The organism is Stenotrophomonas sp. STM01, assembly GCF_014852135.1.
Classification (GTDB): domain Bacteria; phylum Pseudomonadota; class Gammaproteobacteria; order Xanthomonadales; family Xanthomonadaceae; genus Stenotrophomonas; species Stenotrophomonas capsici.
On sequence record NZ_JACVBA010000002.1, the window covers coordinates 534,311 to 556,836 of the forward strand.

Here is a 22,526-nt window from a genome sequence, read left to right on the forward strand (position 1 = left end):
CGGACAGGCGCCGATGTGCCGGAATCAACATTTGGCGCGTGCTTAACGCGGCGCTATCACATCCCGCATTCGCCGGCAGTATCGTCCGCCGTGCCTGTCATGGAGTGACCCCGATGACCCGTCGAACCCCGCTCCTGCTGTCCCTCGCCGCGCTTGCCACGCTGTTGTCGGCCAGCTGCGACCGCGGCACATCGCAACCGGCCGGGACCGCGGCGGTACCGCCCGGCACGGCTGTGCCGCTGTTCGAAACGTTCGGGGACCTGCATCGCGACGTTGGCACCCGCGTACCGGCTGCCCAGCGCTATTTCGACCAGGGCCTGCGCCTGGCCTACGGCTTCAACCACGAGGCCGCGGCCCGCTCCTTCGCCGAAGCGACGCGGCTGGACCCGCAGTGCGCGATGTGCGTGTGGGGCCAGGCACTGGTGCTCGGGCCGAACATCAACCTGCCGATGGATCCGTCGCTGGCCGGTGACGCCGCGACGCTCGCGGCCAAGGCCGCCGCACTGGCCGGCAATGCACGCCCCGCCGACCGTGCGCTGATCCAGGCGCTGCAGGTCCGCTATACCGCGCCCGCACCGGAAGACCGCAAGCCGCTGGACCGGGCCTATGCCGATGCGATGGCGCGCGTGGTCCAGGCGTTTCCCGCCGATGACGATGCCGCGACGCTGTACGCCGAAGCCCTGATGGATCTCTCGCCCTGGGCTTACTGGAGCGCGGACGGCACGCCCGCCGAATTCACCGCACGCCTCGTCGGCGAACTGGAACGCGTGCTGGCCCGCAATCCGCGCCATATCGGCGCCATGCACTACTACATTCATGCGGTCGAAGCCTCCCCCGACCCACGCCGCGCCGAGCGCCACGCCGACGCCCTGGCCGCGCTCGCCCCCGGTTCCGGCCATCTGGTGCACATGCCGGCACACATCTACATCCGCCTGGGCCGCTACCACGATGCCACCCTGACCAACCTGGCGGCGAGCACCGCGGACAAGGACTTCCTCGCGGTCTGTCGCGGCAGCAACGGCGTCTATCCGCTCGGCTACGTGCCACACAACTGGCACTTCGCGACGATGACCAGCGGCCTCACCGGCTCGCGCACGCTGGCGATGGAAGCGGCCAGCCAGACCGCGCGACGTGCCGACCAAGCCGCGATGGGCGAGGCACCGATGCAGTTCATGCAGCAGTTCGTGGTCACGCCGTTGCTCACCCAGGTGCGCTTCGGTGACTGGGACGCCATCCTCGCCGACACCGCGCAGGCACCGGCATTGCCGTATCCCTCGGCGATCGGCCATTTCGCGCGCGGCATGGCGCAGCTGCGCAAGGGGGCCCTGGCCGATGCCGCGCGCGAAGCCGAGGCATTGCACGCGATCACGCTGGATCCGGCGATGGCGCAGGTGAGTTTCTTCGACATCAACCACGCCGATGCCGTGTTGCGCATTGCCGACGCCCTGCTGCGCGGCGAGCTGCTGCGCGCACAGGGCAAGCCCGCCGACGCCATTGCCGCACTACGTGAGGCCGCCACCGCCGAGGACGCACTGGCCTACAACGAACCCGCCGATTGGCCGTTGCCGATCCGTCCCTACCTGGGCGCCGCGCTGCTGGAAGCGGGCGATGCCAAGGCCGCCGCCGATGTCTTCCAGCAGGACCTGAAGACCTATCCCGCCAACGGCTGGTCGCTGTTCGGCCTGGCGCAGGCACAACAGGCGATGGGCCAGGCCGACGCCGCACGCGAGACCTCGCGCCAGCAACGTGACGCCTGGCAATGGGCCGATGCGCCGCTGACCGCGGCGCGGTATTGAGTGCCTGCTGCCATGTCACGATACGGACGTAGCCGCACTTCGTCCGAGGTGCACTTCATCGCGCGCCATCACGACGCGGACCGGCGCCGGCGTCGAGATGCCTGCGCGGTGTGCCCTGCCCTCTGTTCGTCGTCATTGGCATGCCCTTGCCGCATATGTGCGCAAGGGGCACGAGCCGTCAGCCCTGCTTGAACAACTTGCGCTTCGGGTTGGCCGGGGCCGCCTTGGGCGTGAGCTTGGCCACGCCGGGGACGAGGAAATCGACCGGGTCCTGGCCGAAGCGAACCTTGGAGGCGAGCCAGCGCGGCATCTTGCCGCGACCGGTCCAGGTGTAGCGGCGGTTCTCCGGGTCACGGTACTTGATGGCCACCTTGGGCAGCTTGCGGCGGCGCGTACGCGGTGCGGCGCCTCCGTCCATGCCTTCTCCGAACACTTCCTCGATCGTGTAACCGGCCTTCCTGGCCAGCGCGGTCAGCTGCTTCTTCACCTTCTCGGCAGGTGGGCGGCTGACAAGCGCCTTGCGCGTCTGTTCCGCGGTGCGGATCAGCTGGTTCAACTCCCGCACGCTCAAGGAAGTCAGGTCTATCGTCATTGGTAGGGATCCCATGAAAAACAGGCCGGGGCATGGACACCCGGTTGCAGGCAGTTTAGCGCGTCGCCGCCTTCGTCCGGCCATGCTGCGGCGGATACCCCGCTACCACTGGCACCCGCGATCAGGCCGGCTCCTCGCCGAGCATCCGCACCAGCATCGCCGCCAGCGTCTTGACCTCCGGTTCGGCCGAGGGGCGCTGCAGCAGCACCCGCTCGATGCTGTCCACCACCGGCAGTCCACTCGCCGGACCCAGCACCACGTGCGCGGCGGTCACCGCGCGTGCCGGCAGCAGGCTGATGCCCAGGCCGTCGGCGACCGCGGCCTGGATCCCACCCAGGCTGGAGCTGGTGAAGCTGATCCGCCAGCGCCGGCCCAGCGCCTCGACGGCATCGATCATGTCCTCGCGGTACAGCCCACGCGGGGGGAAGGCCACCAGCGGCACCGGGTCCTGCATGAAGGTGGGAGCGGCGGCGGCGTCGATCCAGCACATCGGCTCGGGCCAGCAGGCCAGGCCCTCGCGGCTGCCACGGCGCTGCTTGACCAGCACCAGGTCCAGTTCGCCACGGTCGTAGCTTTCGGCCAGGCCGCGGCTCAGCCCGCTGCTGACCTCCAGCTTCACGCGCGGGTGGTCACGGCTGAAGTCGGCCAGCAACCGGGTGGTGCGGCCGGCGGCGAAGTCCTCGGGCACGCCAATGCGGATGGTGGTGCCCGCCCCTTCGCCGGACAACGCGGCGGCCAGTTCCTCGTTCAAGGCCAGCATCCGGCGCGCATAGCCGAGCACCGTCTCGCCGATGTCGGTGGGACGCGCATCACGCACGCCACGGTCGAGCAGGCGCTGCCCCGCCAGCTCCTCCAGCCGCCGCACCTTCTGGCTGATGGTGGACTGGGTCGAGTGCAGGCGCGTGGCCGCGGCCGTGAAGCTGCCGCAGTCGGCCACCGTCACCAATGCACGCAGCAGGTCGAGGTCGAAGATCGACCTATTTGATTTATGAATATCACCCATCGCCATATTTCATTTCTGGATGGAACGGCCGACTTGTAGCATCGGCGCCAGCCCCGGGCAACTGCGCCGGCGGCCTGGAACGGCAAGCGGCGCGCCCGCGCCACGCATCTGGAGACGACATCATGGCTACCCGGCATTGGGTCACCACGCATGCATTGGCCGCGGCCATGCTGACCTCCTGTTCGGCCGGCGCCGGCGAGCCGGCGCTGGCTGAAGCGCTGCACCAGGCCGCCACGCACGGCGACGCCCGGCAGGTGACTGCCCTGCTCGAACGCGGCGCCCCGCTGGAGGCCCGCGACGGGGAAGGCCGTACCCCGCTGCTGGCCGCCGTGCGCCAGCGCCGCGCCGATACCGCACGCGTGCTGATCCATGCCGGTGCCGACGTCAACGCCAAGGACCGGATCCTGGACAGTGCCTACCTGCTCGCCGGTGCCAGCGGCCAACGCGAGATCCTGGAACTGACACTGCAGCACGGCGCCGACCTGCGCAGCACCAACCGCTACGGCGGTACCGCGTTGATCCCGGCGGCCGAACGCGGGCACGTGGAGGTGGTACGCACGCTGATCCAGGCCGGCGTCGATGTCGACCACGTCAACCGGTTGGATTGGACCGCGCTGCTGGAGGCCATCATCCTCGGCGACGGCGGCCCCGATCACGTGGCCATCGTGAAGCTGCTGATCGACGCCGGTGCCGACGTCAACCTCGCCGACGGCAATGGCATCACGCCGCTGCAGCATGCCCGCCAACGCGGCCAGGCCGAGAACATCCGTCTGCTGCTCGCCGCCAACGCGCGATGAGCACGGCGTCCTTTCCCCTGCGCACCCGCGCGGCCCACGAGAACCCCTGATGAAGACCACGCTTTCCCTGGCCATTTCGGCCCTGTTCGCGGTTGCGCTGCCGGCGCTGGCTGCCCCGTCCAGCGCCGATGTGCTGATCCGCCATGCCACCGTGGTCGACGTGGAGCACGCCCGCCTGCAGCCCGGCCAGGCGGTGGCCATCCGCGGCCAGGACATCGTCGCCGTCGGCGATGACGCCACCTTGGCCCGGCAGTGGCAGGCCACGCAGGTGGTCGATGCCGGCAACCGTTACCTGATCCCCGGGCTGTGGGACATGCACGTCCACTTCGGTGGTGGCCCGGCCCTGGTCGAGGAGAACAAGGCGCTGCTGCCGCTGTACGTGGCGCATGGCATCACCACCGTGCGCGACGCCTCCGGCGACCTGCCCGAGCAGGTGTTGTCGTGGCGCGGGCAGATCGCGGCCGGGCAGTTGTTCGGGCCGCAGCTGTTCACCTCCGGCGCCAAGATCGAAGGCATCGCGCCGGTCTGGAAAGGCACCCTCGAGGCCGGCGACGAAGCCGGCGTGGACGCCGCGCTGGACCGCGAGCAGCGCGACCAGGTGGACTTCGTGAAGATCACCGACAGCACGCTCAAGCCCGAGCTGTTCCTGTACGCGCTGCGCCAGGCCAAGCAGCGTGGCCTGCGCACCTCCGGCCACATCCCGATGGCGCTGACCGTGGAGCAGGCCGTCGATGCGGGCATCAGTTCGATCGAACACCTGGACTACGCGTTCAAGGCCGGGGTGAAGGACGAGGCGGCCATCGCCGCCGACTTCGCCGCCGGGCGCATCGACCGCGCCGAGGCCAACCGCCGGCTGCGCGGCGGCTTCGACCGCGACACCGCGATGGCGGCTTACCGCCGCTTCGCCGAACACGGCGTGGCGGTGACCCCGACCCTGGACGGTGGGCGCATCATCGATTTCCTCGACGTCGAACCGCATGCCGACGACGCCTACCTGGCGTATATCGGCCCGGGCCTGCGCAAGACCTACGCCTGGCGCGTGGACCGTGCCGCCAAGGCCACGCCACAGCAGATCCAGGACCGCCATGCGCACTACGCGCAGGTCGCCGCAGTGTTGCCGATGCTGCAGCAGGCCGGCGTGCAGATCATGGCCGGCACCGATGCGGGCTTCCTCAACTCGTACAACTATCCCGGCATCGGCCTGCACAACGAACTGGCGTTGTACGTGCGTGAAGGGTTGAGCGCACCGCAGGCGCTGGCGGCGGCGACCCGCGCCGGCCCGGCCTGGTTCGGCAAGCTCGACCGCTACGGCGCGGTGCAGGCCGGCAAGGCCGCCGACCTGGTGCTGCTGGAGCGCAATCCGCTGCAGGACATCGGTGCGACCACCGCAATCAATACAGTGATCCTGCGCGGCCAGGTCCAGGACCGCGCGGCGCTGGATGCACTGCTCGACGCCACCCGTGCGCAGGTGAAGGCCTGGAACGCGGCCGACGCCGCCGATTGAACCGGCACTTCGGCCGGCGCGCGTGACCGCATGGCGCACGCGCGCCATCCGTGGATTCGACCAAGGGGACGTGCAGGCGTCCCCGCCTGACCGGCTCAGCCCTTGCCGGCCACGCCCGGGCACTGCCCCGCACCCGGTGCCTTGACCGGATGGTCCGGCTCCAGCGTGAGCCGCTGGATGTCGGAGAACAACTGCTCCACCGGCATGCCGAACGGCACGAACAGGCGCACCCTGCCCTGGCGGTCGAACAGGTAGCCGCCCGCGGTATGCGTCATCGCGTACGCGCCGGGCACCGGGCCGTCCTCGCGCTCATAGAACGCCTTGAAGCGCGACGCCATGGCGGCCAGTTGATCGGCATCACCGACCAACGCGGTCGCGCTGGGGTCGAAGGCTTTCACGTAAGTCTGCGCGACCGCAGGCGTATCCTGCTCGGGGTCGACGGTGACGAACACCACCTGCAACTTGTCCGCGTCCGAGCCCATCAGGTGCTTCACCTGGCCCAGCTCGACCATCGTGGTCGGGCACACGTCCGGGCAGCTGGTGAAGCCGAAGAACAGGTAGGTGACCTTGCCCTGGAAATCGGCCGGCGAGCGGCTGATGCCAGCGCTGTCAGGCAGCGTCCAGTGCTGGCCCAGGTCCTGGCAGGAGATGTCCTTGCCGTAGTAATCGAGCTTGGGCTTGGCCGCGCAGGCGACCAGCAGCAGGCTGGCGGCGGTGACCAGCACGACGGGAAGGGAAAACGTGCGTGCCAACGCGGCCAGGCCGGTGGCGAGGGGGAAATGACGGGACATGGCGTTGGCAATGCGAGGGACGGCCCACCGACGGACACGCAACGGGCCGGCAGTTGCCTGCCGGCCCGTGCGACGGCGTCAGTTGACCATCATGTGGAAGTGCATGCTCCAGATGATCCAGACCGAGAGCGCGACCACGATGAAAAGGATGACCAGCGTGAAAACGAAACTGGCCAGGTTCCAGCCGCCCTCCGAGGAGCGGTTCATGTGCAGGAAGTAGACCAGCTGCACGATGATCTGCACCACGGCGAAGGCCACCAGCAGGAACAGCGTCAGCGGCCGCGACAGCGTCGGGTTCATCACCAGCAGGAACGGGATGACGGTCAGTACCGCGCAGATCACGAAGCCGATCAGGTAGGAACGGGTGGAGCCGTGGCCGCCACCGGCGCGGGAAGTATCGATGTCGGACATGCTCAGAACGCTCCAACCAGATAGACGAAGGTGAACACGCAGATCCAGACCAGGTCCAGGAAGTGCCAGAACAGGCTCAGGCAGGAAATGCGGGTGACGTTGGTGGCGGTCAGGCCGCGGCGATGCACCTGGTGCATCACCACCGCCATCCACAGCAGGCCACTGGCCACATGCAGGCCGTGCGTTCCGACCAGCGCGAAGAACGCCGACAGGTAGGCACTGGTGCCGGGACCGGCACCTTCATGGATCAGATGGCTGAACTCGAACACCTCCATGCCGATGAAGGTGGCGCCGAGCGCGAAGGTCACGCCCAGCCACGCCAGCACCGCCTGCTTGTTCTGGCGGTGCATGGCCAGCACGGCTTGGCCGTAGGTGATGCTGGAGAACAGCAGCACGAAGGTTTCCACCATCACGAACGGCAGCGAGAACAGCTCCTTGCCGGTCGGCCCGCCCGCATAGGCGGTGCTGAGCACCGCGTAGGAGGCGAACAGCGAGCCGAACAGCACCAGGTCGGACATGAGGTAGATCCACATGCCGAAGACCTTCATGCCGCCCTGCGCATGGCCGTGGTCGTCGTGACCGTGGCCGGCCACCTGCTCGGTGATGGCGGCGGTGTTGGACATCAGGTTCATGCGGTCACCCCGTGCTGCTTGAGCTTGCTCTGGTGTTGTTTCTCGATCTTTGCCACTTCATCGGCGCTTACGTAGTAATCCACGTCCTCGTCATAGGAGCGCACGATCAGGGTCACGATCATCGCCACGAAGCTGGCGCCGGCCATCCACCAGATATGCCAGATCAAGGCGAAGCACAGCACCAGGATCCAGACGTTGAGGATCAGCGGCACGCCGGTGTTCTTCGGCATGTGGATCGGCGCGTAGGTCTTCGGTGGCGGTGGCAGTCCTTCCTTCTTGGCCTCATGGAAGGCATCGAGCTGGTCGGCCCTGGGTACCACGGCGAAGTTGTAGAACGGCGGCGGCGAGGGCGTTGCCCATTCCAGCGTGCGGGCATTCCACGGGTCACCGGTGACGTCCAGGTTCTTCTTGCGGTCGCGGATGCTGACGTAGATCTGCACCAACATCAGCACGATGCCCGCGAACACGAACAACGCACCGACGAAGGCCACGATCAGGTACGGCGTCCACGCCGGGTTGTCGTACTGGTTCATGCGCCGGGTCATGCCCATGAAGCCGAGCATGTACAGCGGCATGAAGGCCAGGTAGAAACCGATCACCCAGCAGGCGAAGGACCACTTGCCCAGGCGCTCGTTGAGGGTGAAGCCGAACACCTTCGGGAACCAGTAGACGAAGCCGGCCAGGTAGCCGAACAACGCGCCACCGATGATGGTGTTGTGGAAGTGGGCGACCAGGAACAGGCTGTTGTGCAGCAGGAAGTCCGCACCCGGGATGGCCAGCAGCACGCCGGTCATGCCGCCGATGGTGAAGGTCACCAGGAAGGCGATGGTCCACAGCATCGGCACGCTGAACTCCACACGGCCGCCGTACATGGTGAACAGCCAGGTGAAGATCTTCACGCCGGTGGGGATGGCGATGATCATCGTCATGATGCCGAAGAACGCATTGACGCTGGCGCCCGAGCCCATGGTGAAGAAGTGGTGCAACCACACCACGAACGACAGGATGCCGATGGCCAGCGTCGCGCCCACCATCGACTTGTAGCCGAACAGCTTCTTGCGCGCGAACGTGGCGGTGACTTCGGAGAAGATGCCGAACGCCGGCAGTACCAGGATGTACACCTCCGGGTGGCCCCAGGCCCACACCAGGTTGACGTACATCATCGGGTTGCCACCCAGGTCATTGGTGTAGAAGTGGAAGTCCAGGTAGCGGTCCAGCGTCAACGCACCCAGCGCGACGGTCAGGATCGGGAACGCGGCGATGATGATCACGCTGGTGACCAGCACGGTCCAGGTGAACACCGGCATTTTCATCAGGGTCATGCCCGGCGCACGCATGCGCAGGATGGTGATGAACAGGTTGACGCCGGTCAGCAGTGTGCCCACGCCCGACGCCTGCAACGCCCAGATGTAGTAATCGACACCCACCCCCGGGCTGAACTCCAGCCCCGACAGCGGCGGATAGGCGACCCAGCCGGTCATCGCGAACTCGCCCACGCCCAGCGAGATCATCATCAACGCGGCGCCGACCACGAAGATCCAGAAGCTGAAGGCATTGAGGAACGGGAACGCCATGTCGCGTGCACCGATCTGCAGCGGCACGATGATGTTCATCAGGCCGACCACGAACGGCGTGGCGACGAAGAAGATCATGATCACGCCATGCGCGGTGAAGATCTGGTCGTAGTGCTCCGGCGGCAGGAAGCCCTCGCTGCCCGGACCGGCGGCGGCCAGCTGCGCACGCATCATCAGCGCGTCGGCGAAGCCGCGCACCAGCATCACCAGCGCCACCACGACATACATGATGCCGATCTTCTTGTGGTCCACGGTGGTGAACCAGTCGCGCCAGAGCGTGCCCCAGAGCTTGAAATAGGTCACCGCGCCGAGCAGCGCGAGGCCACCGAGCACCATGCCCAACAATGTCACCACGACGATCGGCTCGTGCAACGGCACGGCGTCCCACGTCAACTTACCGAACATGCTCATTACTCCTGCGAGGCCTGTGTTTCTGCGTGATGGCCCGAACTGGCCGCGGTGTTCTCGCCCACGCCGATGAACTGGTCGATGACCTTCTTGAACAGCAGCGGCTCGACCGAGGCGAAATGGCGCACCGGCGCCTTGCGGCTGGGTGCGGCCAACTGCTTGAACGCATCGAAGCTGAGCTGCTCCGGTGCGCTGCGCACTTGGGCGACCCACGCATCGAACTGCGCATCGGTCATCGCGGTGGCGGTGAACTTCATGTTGGAGAAGCCATGGCCGCTGTAGTTGCCGGACATGCCGCGGAACTCACCCGGTTCGTTGGCGACCAGGTGCAGCTGCGTGCGCATGCCGGCCATCGCGTAGATCTGCCCGCCCAGCTGCGGGATGAAGAAGGTGTTCATCGTCGAGTTGGAGGTGATGTCGAAGGCCAGCTGGCGCTTGGCCGGGAAGTTGAGCTGGTTGACCGTGGCGATGCCCAGGTCCGGGTAGACGAACACCCACTTCCAGTCGGTGGCGATCACTTCCACGTGCAGCGGCTCGCCGGGGATGTCCAGCGGCTTGTAGGGGTCGAGCTCGTGGGTGGACTTCCACACGATGGCGGCCAGCACCGCGATGATGATCAGCGGCACGCCCCACACCACCACTTCCACCTTGGTCGAGTGCGCCCAGTCGGGCATGTAGCGGGCGGCCGTATTGCCCGCGCGGTAGCGCCAGGCGAACACGAAGGTCAGCACGATGGCGGGGATCACCACGATCAGCATCAGCCCGATGCAGATCAGGATCAGGTCGCGCTGGGCCAGGCCCACGTCCCCCTTGGAGTCCAGCAACACCCAGTTGCAGCCAGCCAATCCCACGCATGCCAAAGCGGCCAGCGCTGGGCGGATGCGTTTCCAGCAGATATTCATTGAAGGTCGACCCGGTTGAAGGAGCTGCTTGACCGGGGACATCCAGCGCCCGGCGCGGGCGCGCGGAGCGGCTACACTGTCCGTACGGCGGCACCTACAAAAGGAACTCCGCTCCAGTCAAGTCCATACAAGATACATCATTGTATGGCTTGATGCACATGCCATGTATGGAAGGTGCCTCCCCGATGCAGCAACACGCCACTGGCCGACGCCTGAAAAAGCCGAACCGGACCTGGGTCCGCCCATTCACCGAGGGCGCCGGCCCGCTGTACCTGCAGATCGCCCAGCAGGTCCGCGCCGCGGTCGATGACGGCGTGCTGCAACCGGGCGACCGGCTGCCGCCGCAACGCGACCTGGCCCAGCAGATGGGGGTGGACCTGACCACGGTGACCCGCGCCTATGCCGAGCTGCGCCAGTCCGAACTGCTCGACGCACAGGGCGCCGGCGGCACCTTCATCGCCCTGTCCGCCGGCAACGGCGCCACCTCGGTGGACCTGAGCATGAACATCCCCCCTTTGCTGGGCAGCGGGTCGTTCGCGCAGGGCATGGAGCGCGGCTTCCAGCAGCTCAGCCAGCAACTGGGCCAGGGCGAGCTGATGAGCTACCACGTCGGCGCCGGCTCGCGCGAGGACCGTGCCGCGGCCGTGCAGTGGCTGGCCCCGATGCTGGGCACCGTCGCCCCGGAACGGGTGGTGATCTGCCCCGGCGCCCAGACCGCGCTGTGCGCGATCCTGCTGGCCAGGACCCAACCCGGCGACGTGATCGCCGCCGAACAGCTCACCTACCCCGGCCTGCTGGCCGCCGCGCGCGTGCTGCAGCGGGGCATCGCGCCGATCGCGATGGACGCCGAAGGCATGCTGCCGGAGGCGTTGGAAGCGGCCTGCCAGCAGCGCAAGCCGAGCCTGGTCTACCTGATCCCCACCATCCAGAACCCGACCACGGCAACCCTGTCGCAGGCCCGCCGCAGCGCCCTGCTCGCGGTGGCACGCCGGTACGGCGTGGCCGTGGTCGAGGACGACCCGTACTGGCTGCTGGCCGGCGATGCCGCCGCGCCGCTGGCCGTCGACAGCAGCCCGCAGGCGCCGGTCTACTACGTCTCCACCCTGTCCAAGTGCCTGGCGCCGGGCCTGCGCACAGCCTATCTGGTGGTGCCGCAGGGCGAGCCGATGGAACCGGTGCTCGACGCGTTGCGTTCGATCGCGCTGATGCCGACCCAATCGATGGTGGCGGTGGCCTCGCACTGGATCCGCAGCGGCCAGGCCGACGAGATGGTGCGCCGCTTCCAGCAGGAGCTGCGCCAGCGCCAGCAGATCGCCGCACGCCTTCTGCCCAGGCCCTACCAGGCGCATCCGGCCGGCCTGCACCTGTGGCTGCCGCTGCCCGCGCGGCTGGACCAGTACCGGCTGATCCAGACCGCGCAGGCCCAAGGCCTGGGCATCGCCAGCTCCGAGGCATTCAGCATCGAGGAGCAGGCCGGCAACGCGATCCGCCTGTCGCTGGGCGGGGCAGTCGACCAGCCCAGCCTGGCAGCCGCGCTGACCCGCCTGACCGAGATCATCTCGACTGCGCCTGAGACGCGAACGCAAGCCATCGTCTAGCGCCGCCCCGGTCATATCCATACAAAAATGATACATTTGAATTCTTGTATGTAAATGCGTGTGCTTCGTTATGCGTCGGGACAAGCTGAAATTCCACCTGGTCATGTTCGGCTGCGCCGGCTTCGTCGGCGTGGCGCTGGCCTCGCTGGCCTATGTCTGCACCCGTCCGCAGACCGCCAGCGTGCAGGCCGCCGAACGGGCCGCCATCACCCAGTGCTGGGAGCGCAGCCGCGCGCCTGACCGCACCGAGATCTACCGCCGTGCCCAGGCCGATTCGTGCCGGGAAATGGTCAAGCAGTACGAGCACAAGTTCGGCGCAGGCGCTGCGTCGTGAACACCCCTGCCGCGACGCCCGCGCGTCGCCGTGGCATGCACCTGCTGATCGCCGCGGCCTGTGTCTTCATGTTCGGCGTGGGCGTGGCGCTGTGGCAGTACTTCGGCTTCAGCGAACAGGCCAGCTTCGCCGAGCAGGCCATCGTGTTCGACGACGCGCAGTTGCAGCTGCCACCGCAACTGGCCGGTGCCAATGGCCGTATCCGCGTGGTGCATTTCTGGGACCCGGCGTGCATGGTCTGCAACCGCGAAACCGGTGCGCACCTGAGCTACCTGATCAGCATGTACCGCCGCGCCGGCATCGACTTCTACGCAGTGCGCCGCCCCCGCACCACCGGTGAACTGCCCGACTACCTCAAGGGCCGCCTGCAGGAACTGCCCACCCTCGCCGGCGTGGAGCAGATCCCGGCCAGCCCGGCGGTGGCGATCTGGGACCGCGACGGCCACCTCGCCTACGCCGGCCCGTACAGCATCGGCATGGTGTGCAACTCGGCCAATAGCTTCGTCGAGCCGATCCTGGACAAGCTGGTCGCCGGCAAGCCCGTGCGCCCGCGCGGCCTGCTCGCCGTCGGTTGCTATTGCCGCTGGCAAACCACGCCCTGACAGCGCCATGTGCCTTCCCTTCGCCCTCGGTGCGCGGCGCCGTCGCACGTCCACGAAGAACAGCGGGCACCCACTCCAACCGACCGATGGTTGTGAGCAGGCGCCCGCCGCTGAGGTAAACGATAGGGCACGACATCCTCCCTACATGGCGCGACCGTTTGTCGCAGCCCTGCCCCGCTTCCACGAAGGTGCGCGATGACCTGGATCGACAACGCGCTGGCCAGCAACGGGCCGATCTACCTGCGCATCGTCGATACGATCGAGCGCACCGTGAACACCGGCGAGCTGGCACCCGGGCATCGCCTGCCTTCGCAGCGTGCACTGGCCAAGCAGTTGGGCATCGACCTGACCACGGTCACGCGCGCCTTCGATGAAGCGCGCCGGCGTGGCTTGATCGAGGCACGCGGACCGCAGGGCAGTTTCATCGCACCGCCCAAGGCCGCCTTCGGGCAGCCGGTGGACATGAGCATGAACGTGCCGCCGGTACCGGATGCGGCCGCACTGAACGATGCGCTGCGCCGCGGTGCCGCCGCCGTGCTCGCACGCAGCAATGCGCCCAACCTGATGACCTACCACCTCACCGGCGGCAGCCGCACCGACCTGCACGCGGCGACCGGCTGGCTGGAACCGATGCTGGGCAAGGTGGCTGACGCCCGGCTGGTGGTCGCCGAAGGCGCGCAGTTCGCCCTGGCCGCGCTGCTGGTCAGCCAGACCCGCGAAGGTGACGCTGTACTGTGCGACCGGTTGGTCTATCCCGGCCTGCTGCAGTTGGCCGACTCGCTCGGGCGCCGACTGATCGCGGTCGATGCCGATGCCGACGGCATGCGCCCGGACCAGCTGGAGCGTACCGCGCGGCTGCACGACGCTCGGCTGGTGTACTTCAACCCGACCTGCAACAACCCGACCGCGCTGACCATCCCGCCGCTGCGTCGCGCCGAACTGGCGCGCGTGCTGCAGCAACACGACCTGCTCGCCATCGAGGACGACCCGTACTGGCACCACGATGCCAGCAAGCCGGCGCCGATCGCCGCGTTCGCACCGGCGCACGTGCACTACGTCTCCACGTTGTCCAAGGCGATCAGCCCCGGCCTGCGCACCGCCTTCGTGCACTGTCCGTCGGCCGCGCACGCCGAAACATTGGCGCGTGTGCTGCGGGCACTGTGCCTGATGGGCCAGCCGTTCGGCATGGCGCTGGCCAGCCAGCTGCTGCTGGACGGCTCGGCGCAGGCGCTGCTGGAGCAGGCCCTGGCTGAAGCACGCGAGCGCGCCCGCCTAGCCGATCACCTGCTCAGCCCGTATCTGCGCGCGCAGGTCGGCGGCGTGCATGCCTGGTGCACGATGCCGCCGCCGTGGACCGACACCGCGTTCGCACATGCCGCGCAGCTGCAGAGCCTGGCGGTCTCCCCGTCGTCCATCTTCAGTACCGTGGACCAGCCCCTGCACGATGGTGTGCGGCTCTCCCTCGGGCTGGCGCCGGACCGCCGCCAACTGGAAAGTGCCCTGCGCCGCATCAACCAACTGCTCACCGACACCGCCCCGGCACGCCTGCAGGGCTGAAACGCACGCCCCTCAGGCCACCGCGTCGGCCAGCTGCAATGCCTGCCAGGCGGCCTGCGTGCGCGCCTGCCAGTCCCCGTGCAAGGTCTGGTAGGGCACGCCGCGTGCGTCCAGCTCGCGCACGTACCAATCGTGTTGCCACTGCCGGAATGCCGGGTCACGGCGGGTGCCATCCTGCACGAACGGCACGTCCGGCCCGCACAGCAGCACCAGGTCGTAGCGGCGCGTGGCCAGCGCGACCAACGCCGGGTCAGCGCGATCGAACATCGCCTGCGCATACAGCAGCGTGGTCAACGGCGAGGTATCGCAGACCAGCCAACGCTGCGCATCGGCCAGCAATTGCGTTTCACGCGCCGCCTGGGTGCGCGCGATCCGCAGCAGGTCCGCCTCCTGCAGTACGCCCTCCTGCGCTTCCCACAGCTCGCGGCCGTACTCGGCGGCATGCACGCTGCCGCAGCGCTGGGCCAGATGGACTGCCAGCGTCGACTTGCCGGTGGATTCCCCGCCCAGCAGCACCACCCGGCGCACGAAGTCGCCGTACACCTGCGGCGCCAGCAGCTGTCGGTGCGCGTGCAGGTCGCGGCGGATCGCGGTGCCCGAGGTGGGCACGTGCACGCGCGCGGGGTCCACCGCGACATGCACGACTGCGCGCCCACCGCGCTGTTGCTGCTCCTGCGACAACACCGCGGCGAAGCCCGGCCCGTAGGCCTCGCTGGTGAACACCGCATCGACGTCGCTCCGTACGATCTCGCGCAGCAGCCAGGCCACGAAATGGCGGTGCGTCGCATCGTCCTCGTCGTTGTGCGGCAGCGCCCGCACCGGCACGCCGCGTTGTTGGCAGAGCGCGGCCAACCGCGCGTCATCCAGCACCCAGTGCTGTGCCTGCGGATACAGATTGCGCAACCACTGCTCGCGCCGCGCCGGCCACAGGCCATCGAACTCGGGCCGGGTGTAACTGACCACGACCAGCCGCTCGCAGGCGGCCTGCGCATGGTCCAGCAGCACCTGGTGGCCGCGGTGCAGCGGGCAGAACTTGCCCACCACCAGCCCCACGCGATGCGGCTTCACGCGCGCGCTTCCTGTGCCCGCCACAGCCGGTGCCAATGCCGCCACGCCAGCCAGGCGTTGATCCAGTACGCGGCATACAGCACCGAGGTCAGGCTCAAGCCGCGCGAGGCGTACAGCGGCACGGCGATGCTGTTGACCAGTATCCACACCGGCCAGGTTTCCACCCGCCGCTGCATCAACAGCAGCTGCCCCAGCACCGACAGGCACAGCACCGCCGAGTCGGCGAACGGCGCATAGGCGTCGGTGAAACGGTGCAGCAGCGTGCCGTAGGCCAGCGCGGCCAGCACCGCGGCCACGCTCATCAGCGCAAAGCTGCGCAGCCGCGTGCGCTGGATCGGCAGCGCGGCATGGTTGGCGCTTGCATGCCAGTTCCACCAGCCAAACAGGCTGGCCACGACGAAGAACACCTGCAGCAGCACGTCGGCGTACAACTGGGTGTGCCAGAACAACAGGCCGAACAACGAGCAGCCGACGATGCCGGTCCACCAGGTGTGCACGCTGTTGCGCGCGGCCAGCAGGATCGAAGCGGCGGCCATCACGTTGGCGGCGATTTCAAGAACGGTCATGCGGTGAAGCCTTCCGGTAAGTCAGTGGTGTATTGCAGCAGCTTGTCCTCGGCATGCAGCCGCTGCACCTGCACGGCGCGTCCGTCTAGGGCCTGTTGCAGGCGGGCGACGGCATCGTCGGCCAACCCGGCTTCTGCCACCGGCAGGTGCAGGGTGATGCCGGCATCGGCGTGCTGGTGCACGCGGTAACGCGACAACGGCAACGGGGCCAGCGCGTGGCTCACGTCGATGTTGTTGATCCAGCGGCCGTTGGCAGTGAGGTAACGCACCGGGCGCCGGCCCTGCAGGCCGACGATCATCGGCACGTCACCGGCCATCGCCAGTGCGCCGCGGTCGCCGGTGCGGTAGCGCAGCAGCGGCAGGCAGAAGTTGAAACCACCGGTCAGGGTGATCTCGCCTTCCTGCCCGGCCGGCAATGCCCGGCCCGCCGCATCCACCACTTCCACGTACATGCCCGGCTGCAGCAGCACATGTCCACCATAGGCATCGTCGTGCACCGCCAGCGGGCCGGCTTCGTTCATCGAGTACAGGTCCAGCACCGGGCAACCGAAGCGCGCTTCAAGCGCGGTGCGCAGGCCGGTCGACAAGGCCATCGACACCGACAGCAGCACGCGCGGGCGGTGCCAGAGTGGCAATTGGAGCAGGGTGGCGAAGGAGATCGGGTCGCCGGCGATCACTTCCGGCTGCATCTGGTCGATGTAGCGCGCACGGTCGTCCACGTCGCGCCAATCGTTGGGGTGCAGGTTGATCTTGGCCAGCCCCGACTCATCCATCGTCGGCGTCACCGACACATAGGTGAAGCAGCGTTGCTGCATGCCCAGCAGCATCACCCCCATCTGCCCGCGCCCATGTTGCAGGCCGATGCCGAACCGGGCCAATGCACGCTTGTGGTAAGCCAGGTAACGCGCGGCCACCACCGGGTGCGACGGCAGCACCAACGGATGGCCGGTGGTGCCGGTGGTGCGGAAGTTCATCATCCGCTCCAGCGGCACCGGGTCGGGCACGAAGCGGGCGATGTCGGCGGCCAGGTCGCCTCGGTCGGTGGTCGGCAGCGCCTCGAACGCCGTGCCACGGCCGCGCGCACGGAAGTACGGCACCTGTGCATGCACCGCGTCGAGGAACCCCGCCAACCACGGCGGCGGCACACCGAGCTGCCATTCAAACCGTGCCGCCATCACCTGCTGCTCATAGGCACGCAGCTGCGTCACCTCTTCGGCCAACAGGCGGTTGCCGCTCTGGTTGCGGAAGATCGGCGCGGCCGGATGCTCACGCATCCGCCGCAGCAGGCGCCGGCCCTCCTCGCTCAGGGTCGGGTAGCGCTCGGCATCGGTGGGCGCCTGGCTCACTCGCGCGTCCACTTGTCCGCCGATTCCTCGGCCGCCTTGCGCGCCAGGGCTTCACGGATGGCACGTGCACGCGCTTCGGCGGCGCGGCTGGCGGCGAGCAGGCGGCGCCGCTCCACCCCGCTGACGCTGGCCAGCCGGTCGGCCGCCTGTGCCGCGGTTTCGCCGGCGGGCAACAGGCCCAGCCGCGCGATGGTGGTACGTGCCAGCTCTTCGCGCCGGTCCGGCTCCAGCACGTAACGCGTCGCCGCCGCCTCGGTCGCCAGCGCCGGCACCGCCTCGCTGAACAACGCCTGCAACTGTTCGCCATCGCGATCGAACGACTGCCACGTCGCATCGGCCAGCAACCACGCCATCACCGCCGACAGGCTCAACTGGTTCGCGTTGACCCCCTGCAATCCGCCCGACAAGGTCACACGCAGCGACGATGCCATCGCCGTGCCGTGCATCGCCAACACGTCGTTGACCACGGCGGCAACGTGCAGCTGCCCTTCGCGGCCGCGCCGTGGCGGGTCGAGGAAGTCCGCAGGCGTGTCGAGCAAGCGACGCAACAGGACGTCGAGCGACGGGCCGGTGGTCATGGGCATGTCAGGCATGAAAACAGGTTTCCTATCTGCCGGCTCATCGCCGCGCCTCCTGCTGGTAGTGACGGCGGCTGAAATCGCGGGCGAAGGCCAGCAGATCGGCCATGTCGCGCACCACATGGATGTCCCAGCCGGCGTCGCGGGCGCGCAGCAGGTCGGCGGTCCAGCCCTTGGCACCGGCCAGGTGATCGGGCAACGGGCTGTACAGGTTCAGTGCCATCGTGCCGCCGGCCCGGCCCGCGCGCAGTGCCTGCGCGGCCACGTCCCAGCCGCTGTTGCCGCGTTCGTCGTCCTCGAACATCGTGGTGATGCCGTCGTCGGAGATATGCAGGATATGCACGGCGCGCCCGGTGCGGCTGCGTTGCGCGTAGGTATCACGCAGGCGATGGATCGGGAAGGCCGTGGCGCCGCCGAAATAGCCGACCAGCACCTCCAGGATCGCATTCTCGTCGCGGACGAAGCCCTCGGTGTGCAGGTACTGGTGCTTGCCACTCCACAAGGTCACCTGCACCCGCGCACCTGCGCGCAGCGCCGACAGCGCGATCACCGCGCCGGCCAGGGTCAGCCATGACGTTACCTGCTGCGGGTTGGGCATCGAGCCGGAGCTGTCCACGTACAGGTCCAGGTCGATCGGCTCGGCCGCCGGCTCGTTGCCGGGGGCATCGCCATAAACGCGCCGCACCGTGGTCACGCCCGGCACCACCCGGGGCGACTGCATCAGCGTCTGCAGCCAGTCCACCGCATCGAGCGGGTCGCCCGGCTCCCACGGCTCCAGGCCTTCCATCTCCGGTTCCATCGCCTGGGGTTGTGCACGGACCGGAAAGCGGATCAGGTGCGGCAACGCACGTTCGCGGTAGTAGCGGATCGCCAACTGGCTGGGGTCCAGTTCCAGCCCCGCCGCGCGCAGGATCTCGCCATACTCGAAGGGCTCGCGCGCCTGGCCCACGCTGTGCGCGGCGGCCGGCTCGGCCTCGGGCTCGGCCCGGGCAGCGGCCTCCGATGCCTCGCCGGTGACACGCGGGTCGTGCGCCGGGTGCACGGGCGGCTCCAGCTCGTCTTCCTCCAGTCGGTCCAACCCGGACGGCTGGCTGCCGCGCCCGGCGTGACGGGTATCCATCAACGCATCCACGCGCGCGTCGCTCACCGTCTCCAGCAGGTAGGGCAGCAGCAACGCCGAAAAGCGGCCGGCACCGATCATCCATTCGTTCGCATAAGTGCGGATCACCCGCGCGCCGAGCCAGGCATCGCCGCGCAGGGCCGCATCGTCCACCGGTCCGCCCAGGCTGCCGGCCGGCTGCTGCCAGAGCTGCTCGTAGATGCCCATGTACAGGGTCCACAGCGGGGTGCTGCCCTGTGCGCCGGCCGCCAGGCGCTGGTAGACCCCGGCCATGCGCAGGCCGCACTGCCGCTGCAGGCGGTCGTTGATGAGCAGGTCGGTGTAGAGGTTGGCCACCATCGGCGCATGCGCCTCCAGCGTCGGCAACGCGCGATGGATGCGCGCCAGCAGGCGGGCATGGTCGGTGGCGGTGGCCGGCGCCAGGACGTGGTGGCCGATCTCGTGGGCGAGGATCTCGCGGGCGAACGCCTGCAGGCCGAGCTGCTGGACGCGCGGCAGGTCGATCACCACACGCTGGTCGGCCAGCCGGATCATCGCGAAGCTGCCAGTCAGGCCTTCGGCGGCGGCGTCCACGCTGGAATCGCACAACCGTGGATCCTGCAGCCGGGTGAACCGGCTCCAGTCGGCCAGCGCCTGCGGCCAGGCGGTACGCCAAGCGGCCAGCAACGCGTCGTGATCAGGCGAATTCACGCGACCTCCGGCACCACGCGCACGTGATGCGAATACGGCGAATGGATCGCGATGCCGGCCGGCCCTGCCACCAGCTGCAGGCCTTCGCCGGGTGCCGCGAACCGGATGTGGCGTGCGCCGAGCTGCACGCCCTGCGCATCCACCACCGCGGCCCGTGCCGGCGTTGCACTGGCCGCGGCGAACTCCGCCGCACTGGCGGGCAGCACCACGGCGCCGAAGGCATCGGCCAGCAACAGGTGGTGACGCTCACCACTGCGCGCGATGAAGCCCAGCGCGCAGGCGCGCAGTTCCGGCGGCGCGGCGAACGGGCCGCCCAGGCCGGTGAAACCGCCCAGCAGTTGTCCCTGCGCCTCCATTGCCTGCGTGCGCGGGTTCCACCAGCGCTCCCGCTGCAGCTGTTGGCGCACCGCGTCCACCTGCCCGCCTGCGACGCCCAGGGCCTCGGCCACCAGGTCATCGGGCAGCTGCGCCGATTGCGCCAAAGCCGCCTCGCGCAGCTGCACCATGCCCGCCTGCCAGGCGCACAGCGCGCCGACAGCGCGCAGTTGCGCGCCCGAGGTGCAGCGCGCGGCCAGCGGCTGCATCGCGGCGATCCATTCCGGCACGCGCACGCCGGGCACGTTGTCCATCCGCACCACCGCATTGCTCAACGCGCCCAGCACCTGCAGCGGCTCGTGGGCAATCAGCGCCGCCGCCGGCATGGCCAGTTGCTGCCAGGCCGCGTCCACCCACGGCAGGCGCGCGGCCGGGCCGGCCAGCCCTTGCGCGACCAGTTCCAGCCCGACGTCGAAGCCGGTCTCGGCCACCACCAACGTGGCCGCCGCATCAACCTGCGCGACCGCCACGCACACCGGGTCCAGCGTCTGGGTGATGAAGGCCGACAAGGCCGCCGTATCGAAGCCGGGCCAGCGGTGCCGTGCCTCAGCCACGCGCTGGTTGAACAGGCTGCGCCGCGCGGCCAGTACACCGGCCAGTACCGACGACACCATCTCAGCGTGCCCGCAGCCAGTGCAGGTAATTGGTGTAGCGCTGGTGCAGGTACTTGAGCTTGAGCAGGTCGTCGTAGAGATGGCCGTACAGCTTGCGCCCCTTCACCCGCTCCTCGATCAACCGCTCGATGCGGGTCAGGCGCGCGCGCGTCTCGCGCTCGGTCACGCCGTCCAGCCCGCGGGCGAACTGCGCGGACAACTCCCCGACCGGGTCGTTGCGGTCCAGGTCCAGGCGGTCGTACTCGGCGTTGGAGGCATCCAGCAGCCAGCGCAACCAGCTCAGCCGGTCACTGCGGTAGGCCGCGTTCTCCGGCAGCGCAAAGAACGGTGCGTCCAGGTCGGGCTGCAGCTTGTCGTTGAGCACGAACGGCAGCACCTGGCGCACGTCGTCCAGCGCCACCGCCTGGTTGCCGCGGAACCACGCCAACGCCTTGGCGTACACCAGCAGCGTGCCCAGGTTGCGCACCGACAAGCCGTTGCGGGTCTGGCAGCCCAGGTCCTTCATGCGGTCGCGGCCGCTGTCGGCGGCGGTGGCCTGCGCCCAGTCGGTGCCGGCCAGGCGCACGGTGTCCTTGGTCAGGTACTCGAACTGCGCGCCGGCCGTCTCCATCAGCTCGAACTGGCTGCTGAAGAACTCGATGCGGCGGCGCACGTCGTCGGGCACGTCCACCGCACGGATCTGCGCCATCATCTGCTCGGACTCAGCCTCGCTGAAGATGATCTCGCGCGGCACCAGCTCCTCCGGCCGCAGGTTCTGCTCGATGCGCAGCAGCATCTCGTCCAGGAAGCGCGGGTTGAACGCCAGCGCCTGCACCACCACGTCGATGCGGTCGCGCAGCGCCTCGATCACCTGGTAGGTGCCGCCGCCGCGGTCGTCGTTGGCGGTCAGGTACCACGCCGATTCCGGGCATTCGTAGACCTGGTTGAGGATCTCGGCGTAGTTGTCGCCCATCACCGTCAGCAGCGCGCTCTGGGTGCGGGTCGGGATGCGGTTGTACTCGTCGATGATCTTGACCCGCATGCCCAGCCAGTTGCGCCAGGCGATGCGGATCTGGCCCATGTCCTGCGCCGCCACCAGGTCCGCCGGCAAGGGGTTGCCGAGCAGGTCGGCGATGGTCATCTGCGGATGGCCATGCTGCATGGCGCGGCGCACCTCGCGCACCGGGTAGCCGGCCAGCACGCCCATCAGGATCGCGCTGGCGGTCTTGCCACGGCCGGGGCCACCGACGAACAGGCATTTGCGCCGCGTGGCGAAGGTCAGCAGCGGCAGCAGCACGTAGCTGGAGTAGCTCTGCGCCGAGGGCAGGGTCAGGGTACGGCGGGTATCGCCGACGCTGAAGCTCGCCGACGGGCCATCGTGGTACTCGATGTCGTAGTGCGGGCTGATGATGGCGTTGTTGACGATCCAGAAGTACGCCTGGCGCAGCTTCTCATCCAGCGCCAACGGCGCGGCCTCGCCGGAGCCCTGCAACTGCACCGGCCCTTCGTACAGCTCGGCCACGTCGAAACTGCGCGCGACCGGCTCGGCGCGGGGGTTGGTGGGCGCCTGCGACAGGCGCTGGAACAGGTTGAATGGCGACACCGGGCATCCCTTCGACAACGTGCCCGGATTCTAGCGTGGCCGCAATGATCCGCCGGTCATGTCCTGCACGGCAGGCTGCCTGCCAG

General features: G+C 68.5%; 21 protein-coding genes. 7 read left to right on the plus strand and 14 right to left on the minus strand.

Annotated elements, in window-relative coordinates; all coding sequences use genetic code 11:
- The first annotated feature begins 113 nt into the window (after nt 1–113).
- On the plus strand, nt 114–1,796 hold the full coding sequence (locus IB227_RS12335) for a tetratricopeptide repeat protein (protein WP_192287636.1): 1,683 nt from the start codon (nt 114–116) through the stop codon (nt 1,794–1,796).
- Nucleotides 1,797–1,974: 178 nt separating this feature from the next.
- Here IB227_RS12335 and IB227_RS12340 read toward each other — a convergent pair whose 3' ends face one another.
- Nucleotides 1,975–2,388: an H-NS histone family protein gene (locus tag IB227_RS12340; RefSeq protein ID WP_192287637.1), complete on the minus strand. Its 414-nt coding sequence runs from the start codon at nt 2,386–2,388 to the stop codon at nt 1,975–1,977.
- Between the two features lie 121 nt (nt 2,389–2,509).
- The gene (locus IB227_RS12345; protein ID WP_192287638.1) at nt 2,510–3,391 is read right to left on the minus strand and encodes a LysR substrate-binding domain-containing protein; all 882 of its coding nucleotides are present in this window, start codon (nt 3,389–3,391) and stop codon (nt 2,510–2,512) included.
- 167 nt (nt 3,392–3,558) lie between these two features.
- On the opposite strand from IB227_RS12345, the gene IB227_RS12350 reads away from it, so the two are divergent.
- Both IB227_RS12350 and IB227_RS12355 read left to right on the plus strand, forming a co-directional pair.
- Nucleotides 3,559–4,188 carry an ankyrin repeat domain-containing protein gene (locus IB227_RS12350; RefSeq protein ID WP_313252598.1) on the plus strand — a complete coding sequence of 210 codons (630 nt, stop codon included), beginning with the start codon at nt 3,559–3,561 and terminating at the stop codon, nt 4,186–4,188.
- Between the two features lie 49 nt (nt 4,189–4,237).
- On the plus strand, nt 4,238–5,692 hold the full coding sequence (locus IB227_RS12355) for an amidohydrolase family protein (RefSeq protein WP_192287640.1): 1,455 nt from the start codon (nt 4,238–4,240) through the stop codon (nt 5,690–5,692).
- A gap of 95 nt (nt 5,693–5,787) precedes the next feature.
- Here the strand turns inward: IB227_RS12355 and IB227_RS12360 are convergent, their stop codons facing one another.
- The 5 genes from IB227_RS12360 to cyoA form a co-directional block, all read right to left on the minus strand.
- Nucleotides 5,788–6,483 (minus strand): SCO family protein, encoded by a 696-nt coding sequence (locus IB227_RS12360; RefSeq protein WP_192287641.1) that lies wholly within the window; start codon nt 6,481–6,483, stop codon nt 5,788–5,790.
- 78 nt (nt 6,484–6,561) lie between these two features.
- The gene (cyoD, locus tag IB227_RS12365) at nt 6,562–6,894 is read right to left on the minus strand and encodes a cytochrome o ubiquinol oxidase subunit IV (RefSeq protein WP_132865615.1); all 333 of its coding nucleotides are present in this window, start codon (nt 6,892–6,894) and stop codon (nt 6,562–6,564) included.
- Between the two features lie 2 nt (nt 6,895–6,896).
- Complete coding sequence (gene cyoC / locus IB227_RS12370; protein WP_192287642.1) at nt 6,897–7,526, minus strand: cytochrome o ubiquinol oxidase subunit III; 630 nt, start codon at nt 7,524–7,526, stop codon at nt 6,897–6,899.
- Nucleotides 7,523–9,505: a cytochrome o ubiquinol oxidase subunit I gene (cyoB, locus tag IB227_RS12375; protein ID WP_192287643.1), complete on the minus strand. Its 1,983-nt coding sequence runs from the start codon at nt 9,503–9,505 to the stop codon at nt 7,523–7,525. Before cyoB ends, cyoC begins: the two co-directional genes overlap by 4 nt.
- Before the next feature lie 5 nt (nt 9,506–9,510).
- Nucleotides 9,511–10,410 (minus strand): ubiquinol oxidase subunit II, encoded by a 900-nt coding sequence (cyoA, locus tag IB227_RS12380; protein ID WP_192287644.1) that lies wholly within the window; start codon nt 10,408–10,410, stop codon nt 9,511–9,513.
- Nucleotides 10,411–10,595: 185 nt separating this feature from the next.
- Between cyoA and IB227_RS12385 the strand changes: the two genes are divergently transcribed.
- From IB227_RS12385 to IB227_RS12400, 4 genes are all read left to right on the plus strand, one after another.
- A complete protein-coding gene (locus IB227_RS12385; protein WP_192287645.1) occupies nt 10,596–12,008 on the plus strand; it encodes a PLP-dependent aminotransferase family protein in 1,413 nt (470 codons plus the stop codon).
- A gap of 70 nt (nt 12,009–12,078) precedes the next feature.
- On the plus strand, nt 12,079–12,342 hold the full coding sequence (locus IB227_RS12390; protein ID WP_192287646.1) for a hypothetical protein: 264 nt from the start codon (nt 12,079–12,081) through the stop codon (nt 12,340–12,342).
- The gene (locus IB227_RS12395; RefSeq protein WP_318639543.1) at nt 12,339–12,944 is read left to right on the plus strand and encodes a DUF6436 domain-containing protein; all 606 of its coding nucleotides are present in this window, start codon (nt 12,339–12,341) and stop codon (nt 12,942–12,944) included. Before IB227_RS12390 ends, IB227_RS12395 begins: the two co-directional genes overlap by 4 nt.
- A 195-nt stretch (nt 12,945–13,139) precedes the next feature.
- Nucleotides 13,140–14,501, plus strand: coding sequence for a PLP-dependent aminotransferase family protein (locus IB227_RS12400; protein WP_192287647.1), 1,362 nt, complete (start codon nt 13,140–13,142; stop codon nt 14,499–14,501).
- 12 nt (nt 14,502–14,513) lie between these two features.
- Here IB227_RS12400 and IB227_RS18635 read toward each other — a convergent pair whose 3' ends face one another.
- From IB227_RS18635 to IB227_RS12435, 7 genes are read right to left on the minus strand one after another with little or no spacing between them, the layout of a single operon-like run.
- Entirely contained in the window at nt 14,514–15,569 is a 1,056-nt protein-coding gene (locus IB227_RS18635; protein ID WP_192287648.1) for an AAA family ATPase, read from the minus strand.
- Entirely contained in the window at nt 15,566–16,135 is a 570-nt protein-coding gene (pnuC, locus tag IB227_RS12410) for a nicotinamide riboside transporter PnuC (RefSeq protein ID WP_192287649.1), read from the minus strand. The genes IB227_RS18635 and pnuC overlap by 4 nt, the downstream gene beginning before the upstream one ends.
- Nucleotides 16,132–17,481 (minus strand): AMP-binding protein, encoded by a 1,350-nt coding sequence (locus tag IB227_RS18640; protein WP_318639544.1) that lies wholly within the window; start codon nt 17,479–17,481, stop codon nt 16,132–16,134. Before IB227_RS18640 ends, pnuC begins: the two co-directional genes overlap by 4 nt.
- Complete coding sequence (locus IB227_RS12420; protein WP_225591811.1) at nt 17,478–18,074, minus strand: hypothetical protein; 597 nt, start codon at nt 18,072–18,074, stop codon at nt 17,478–17,480. Before IB227_RS12420 ends, IB227_RS18640 begins: the two co-directional genes overlap by 4 nt.
- A gap of 25 nt (nt 18,075–18,099) precedes the next feature.
- Nucleotides 18,100–19,869, minus strand: coding sequence for a VWA domain-containing protein (locus tag IB227_RS12425; protein ID WP_192287650.1), 1,770 nt, complete (start codon nt 19,867–19,869; stop codon nt 18,100–18,102).
- On the minus strand, nt 19,866–20,858 hold the full coding sequence (locus IB227_RS12430) for a hypothetical protein (RefSeq protein ID WP_192287651.1): 993 nt from the start codon (nt 20,856–20,858) through the stop codon (nt 19,866–19,868). Before IB227_RS12430 ends, IB227_RS12425 begins: the two co-directional genes overlap by 4 nt.
- A 1-nt stretch (nt 20,859) precedes the next feature.
- Nucleotides 20,860–22,440: a MoxR family ATPase gene (locus IB227_RS12435; protein WP_192287652.1), complete on the minus strand. Its 1,581-nt coding sequence runs from the start codon at nt 22,438–22,440 to the stop codon at nt 20,860–20,862.
- Nucleotides 22,441–22,526: the final 86 nt, after the last annotated feature.

What these genes read in the sequence shown, in the direction of transcription:
- IB227_RS12335 (WP_192287636.1), top strand. Translation starts at nt 114, where the DNA reads ATGACCCGTCGAACCCCGCTCCTGCTGTCCCTCGCCGCGCTTGCCACG.
- IB227_RS12340 (WP_192287637.1), bottom strand. Translation starts at nt 2,388, where the DNA reads ATGACGATAGACCTGACTTCCTTGAGCGTGCGGGAGTTGAACCAGCTG.
- IB227_RS12345 (WP_192287638.1), bottom strand. Translation starts at nt 3,391, where the DNA reads ATGGGTGATATTCATAAATCAAATAGGTCGATCTTCGACCTCGACCTG.
- IB227_RS12350 (WP_313252598.1), top strand. Translation starts at nt 3,559, where the DNA reads ATGCTGACCTCCTGTTCGGCCGGCGCCGGCGAGCCGGCGCTGGCTGAA.
- IB227_RS12355 (WP_192287640.1), top strand. Translation starts at nt 4,238, where the DNA reads ATGAAGACCACGCTTTCCCTGGCCATTTCGGCCCTGTTCGCGGTTGCG.
- IB227_RS12360 (WP_192287641.1), bottom strand. Translation starts at nt 6,483, where the DNA reads ATGTCCCGTCATTTCCCCCTCGCCACCGGCCTGGCCGCGTTGGCACGC.
- cyoD (WP_132865615.1), bottom strand. Translation starts at nt 6,894, where the DNA reads ATGTCCGACATCGATACTTCCCGCGCCGGTGGCGGCCACGGCTCCACC.
- cyoC (WP_192287642.1), bottom strand. Translation starts at nt 7,526, where the DNA reads ATGAACCTGATGTCCAACACCGCCGCCATCACCGAGCAGGTGGCCGGC.
- cyoB (WP_192287643.1), bottom strand. Translation starts at nt 9,505, where the DNA reads ATGTTCGGTAAGTTGACGTGGGACGCCGTGCCGTTGCACGAGCCGATC.
- cyoA (WP_192287644.1), bottom strand. Translation starts at nt 10,410, where the DNA reads ATGAATATCTGCTGGAAACGCATCCGCCCAGCGCTGGCCGCTTTGGCA.
- IB227_RS12385 (WP_192287645.1), top strand. Translation starts at nt 10,596, where the DNA reads ATGCAGCAACACGCCACTGGCCGACGCCTGAAAAAGCCGAACCGGACC.
- IB227_RS12390 (WP_192287646.1), top strand. Translation starts at nt 12,079, where the DNA reads ATGCGTCGGGACAAGCTGAAATTCCACCTGGTCATGTTCGGCTGCGCC.
- IB227_RS12400 (WP_192287647.1), top strand. Translation starts at nt 13,140, where the DNA reads ATGACCTGGATCGACAACGCGCTGGCCAGCAACGGGCCGATCTACCTG.
- pnuC (WP_192287649.1), bottom strand. Translation starts at nt 16,135, where the DNA reads ATGACCGTTCTTGAAATCGCCGCCAACGTGATGGCCGCCGCTTCGATC.
- IB227_RS12420 (WP_225591811.1), bottom strand. Translation starts at nt 18,074, where the DNA reads ATGCCTGACATGCCCATGACCACCGGCCCGTCGCTCGACGTCCTGTTG.
- IB227_RS12430 (WP_192287651.1), bottom strand. Translation starts at nt 20,858, where the DNA reads ATGGTGTCGTCGGTACTGGCCGGTGTACTGGCCGCGCGGCGCAGCCTG.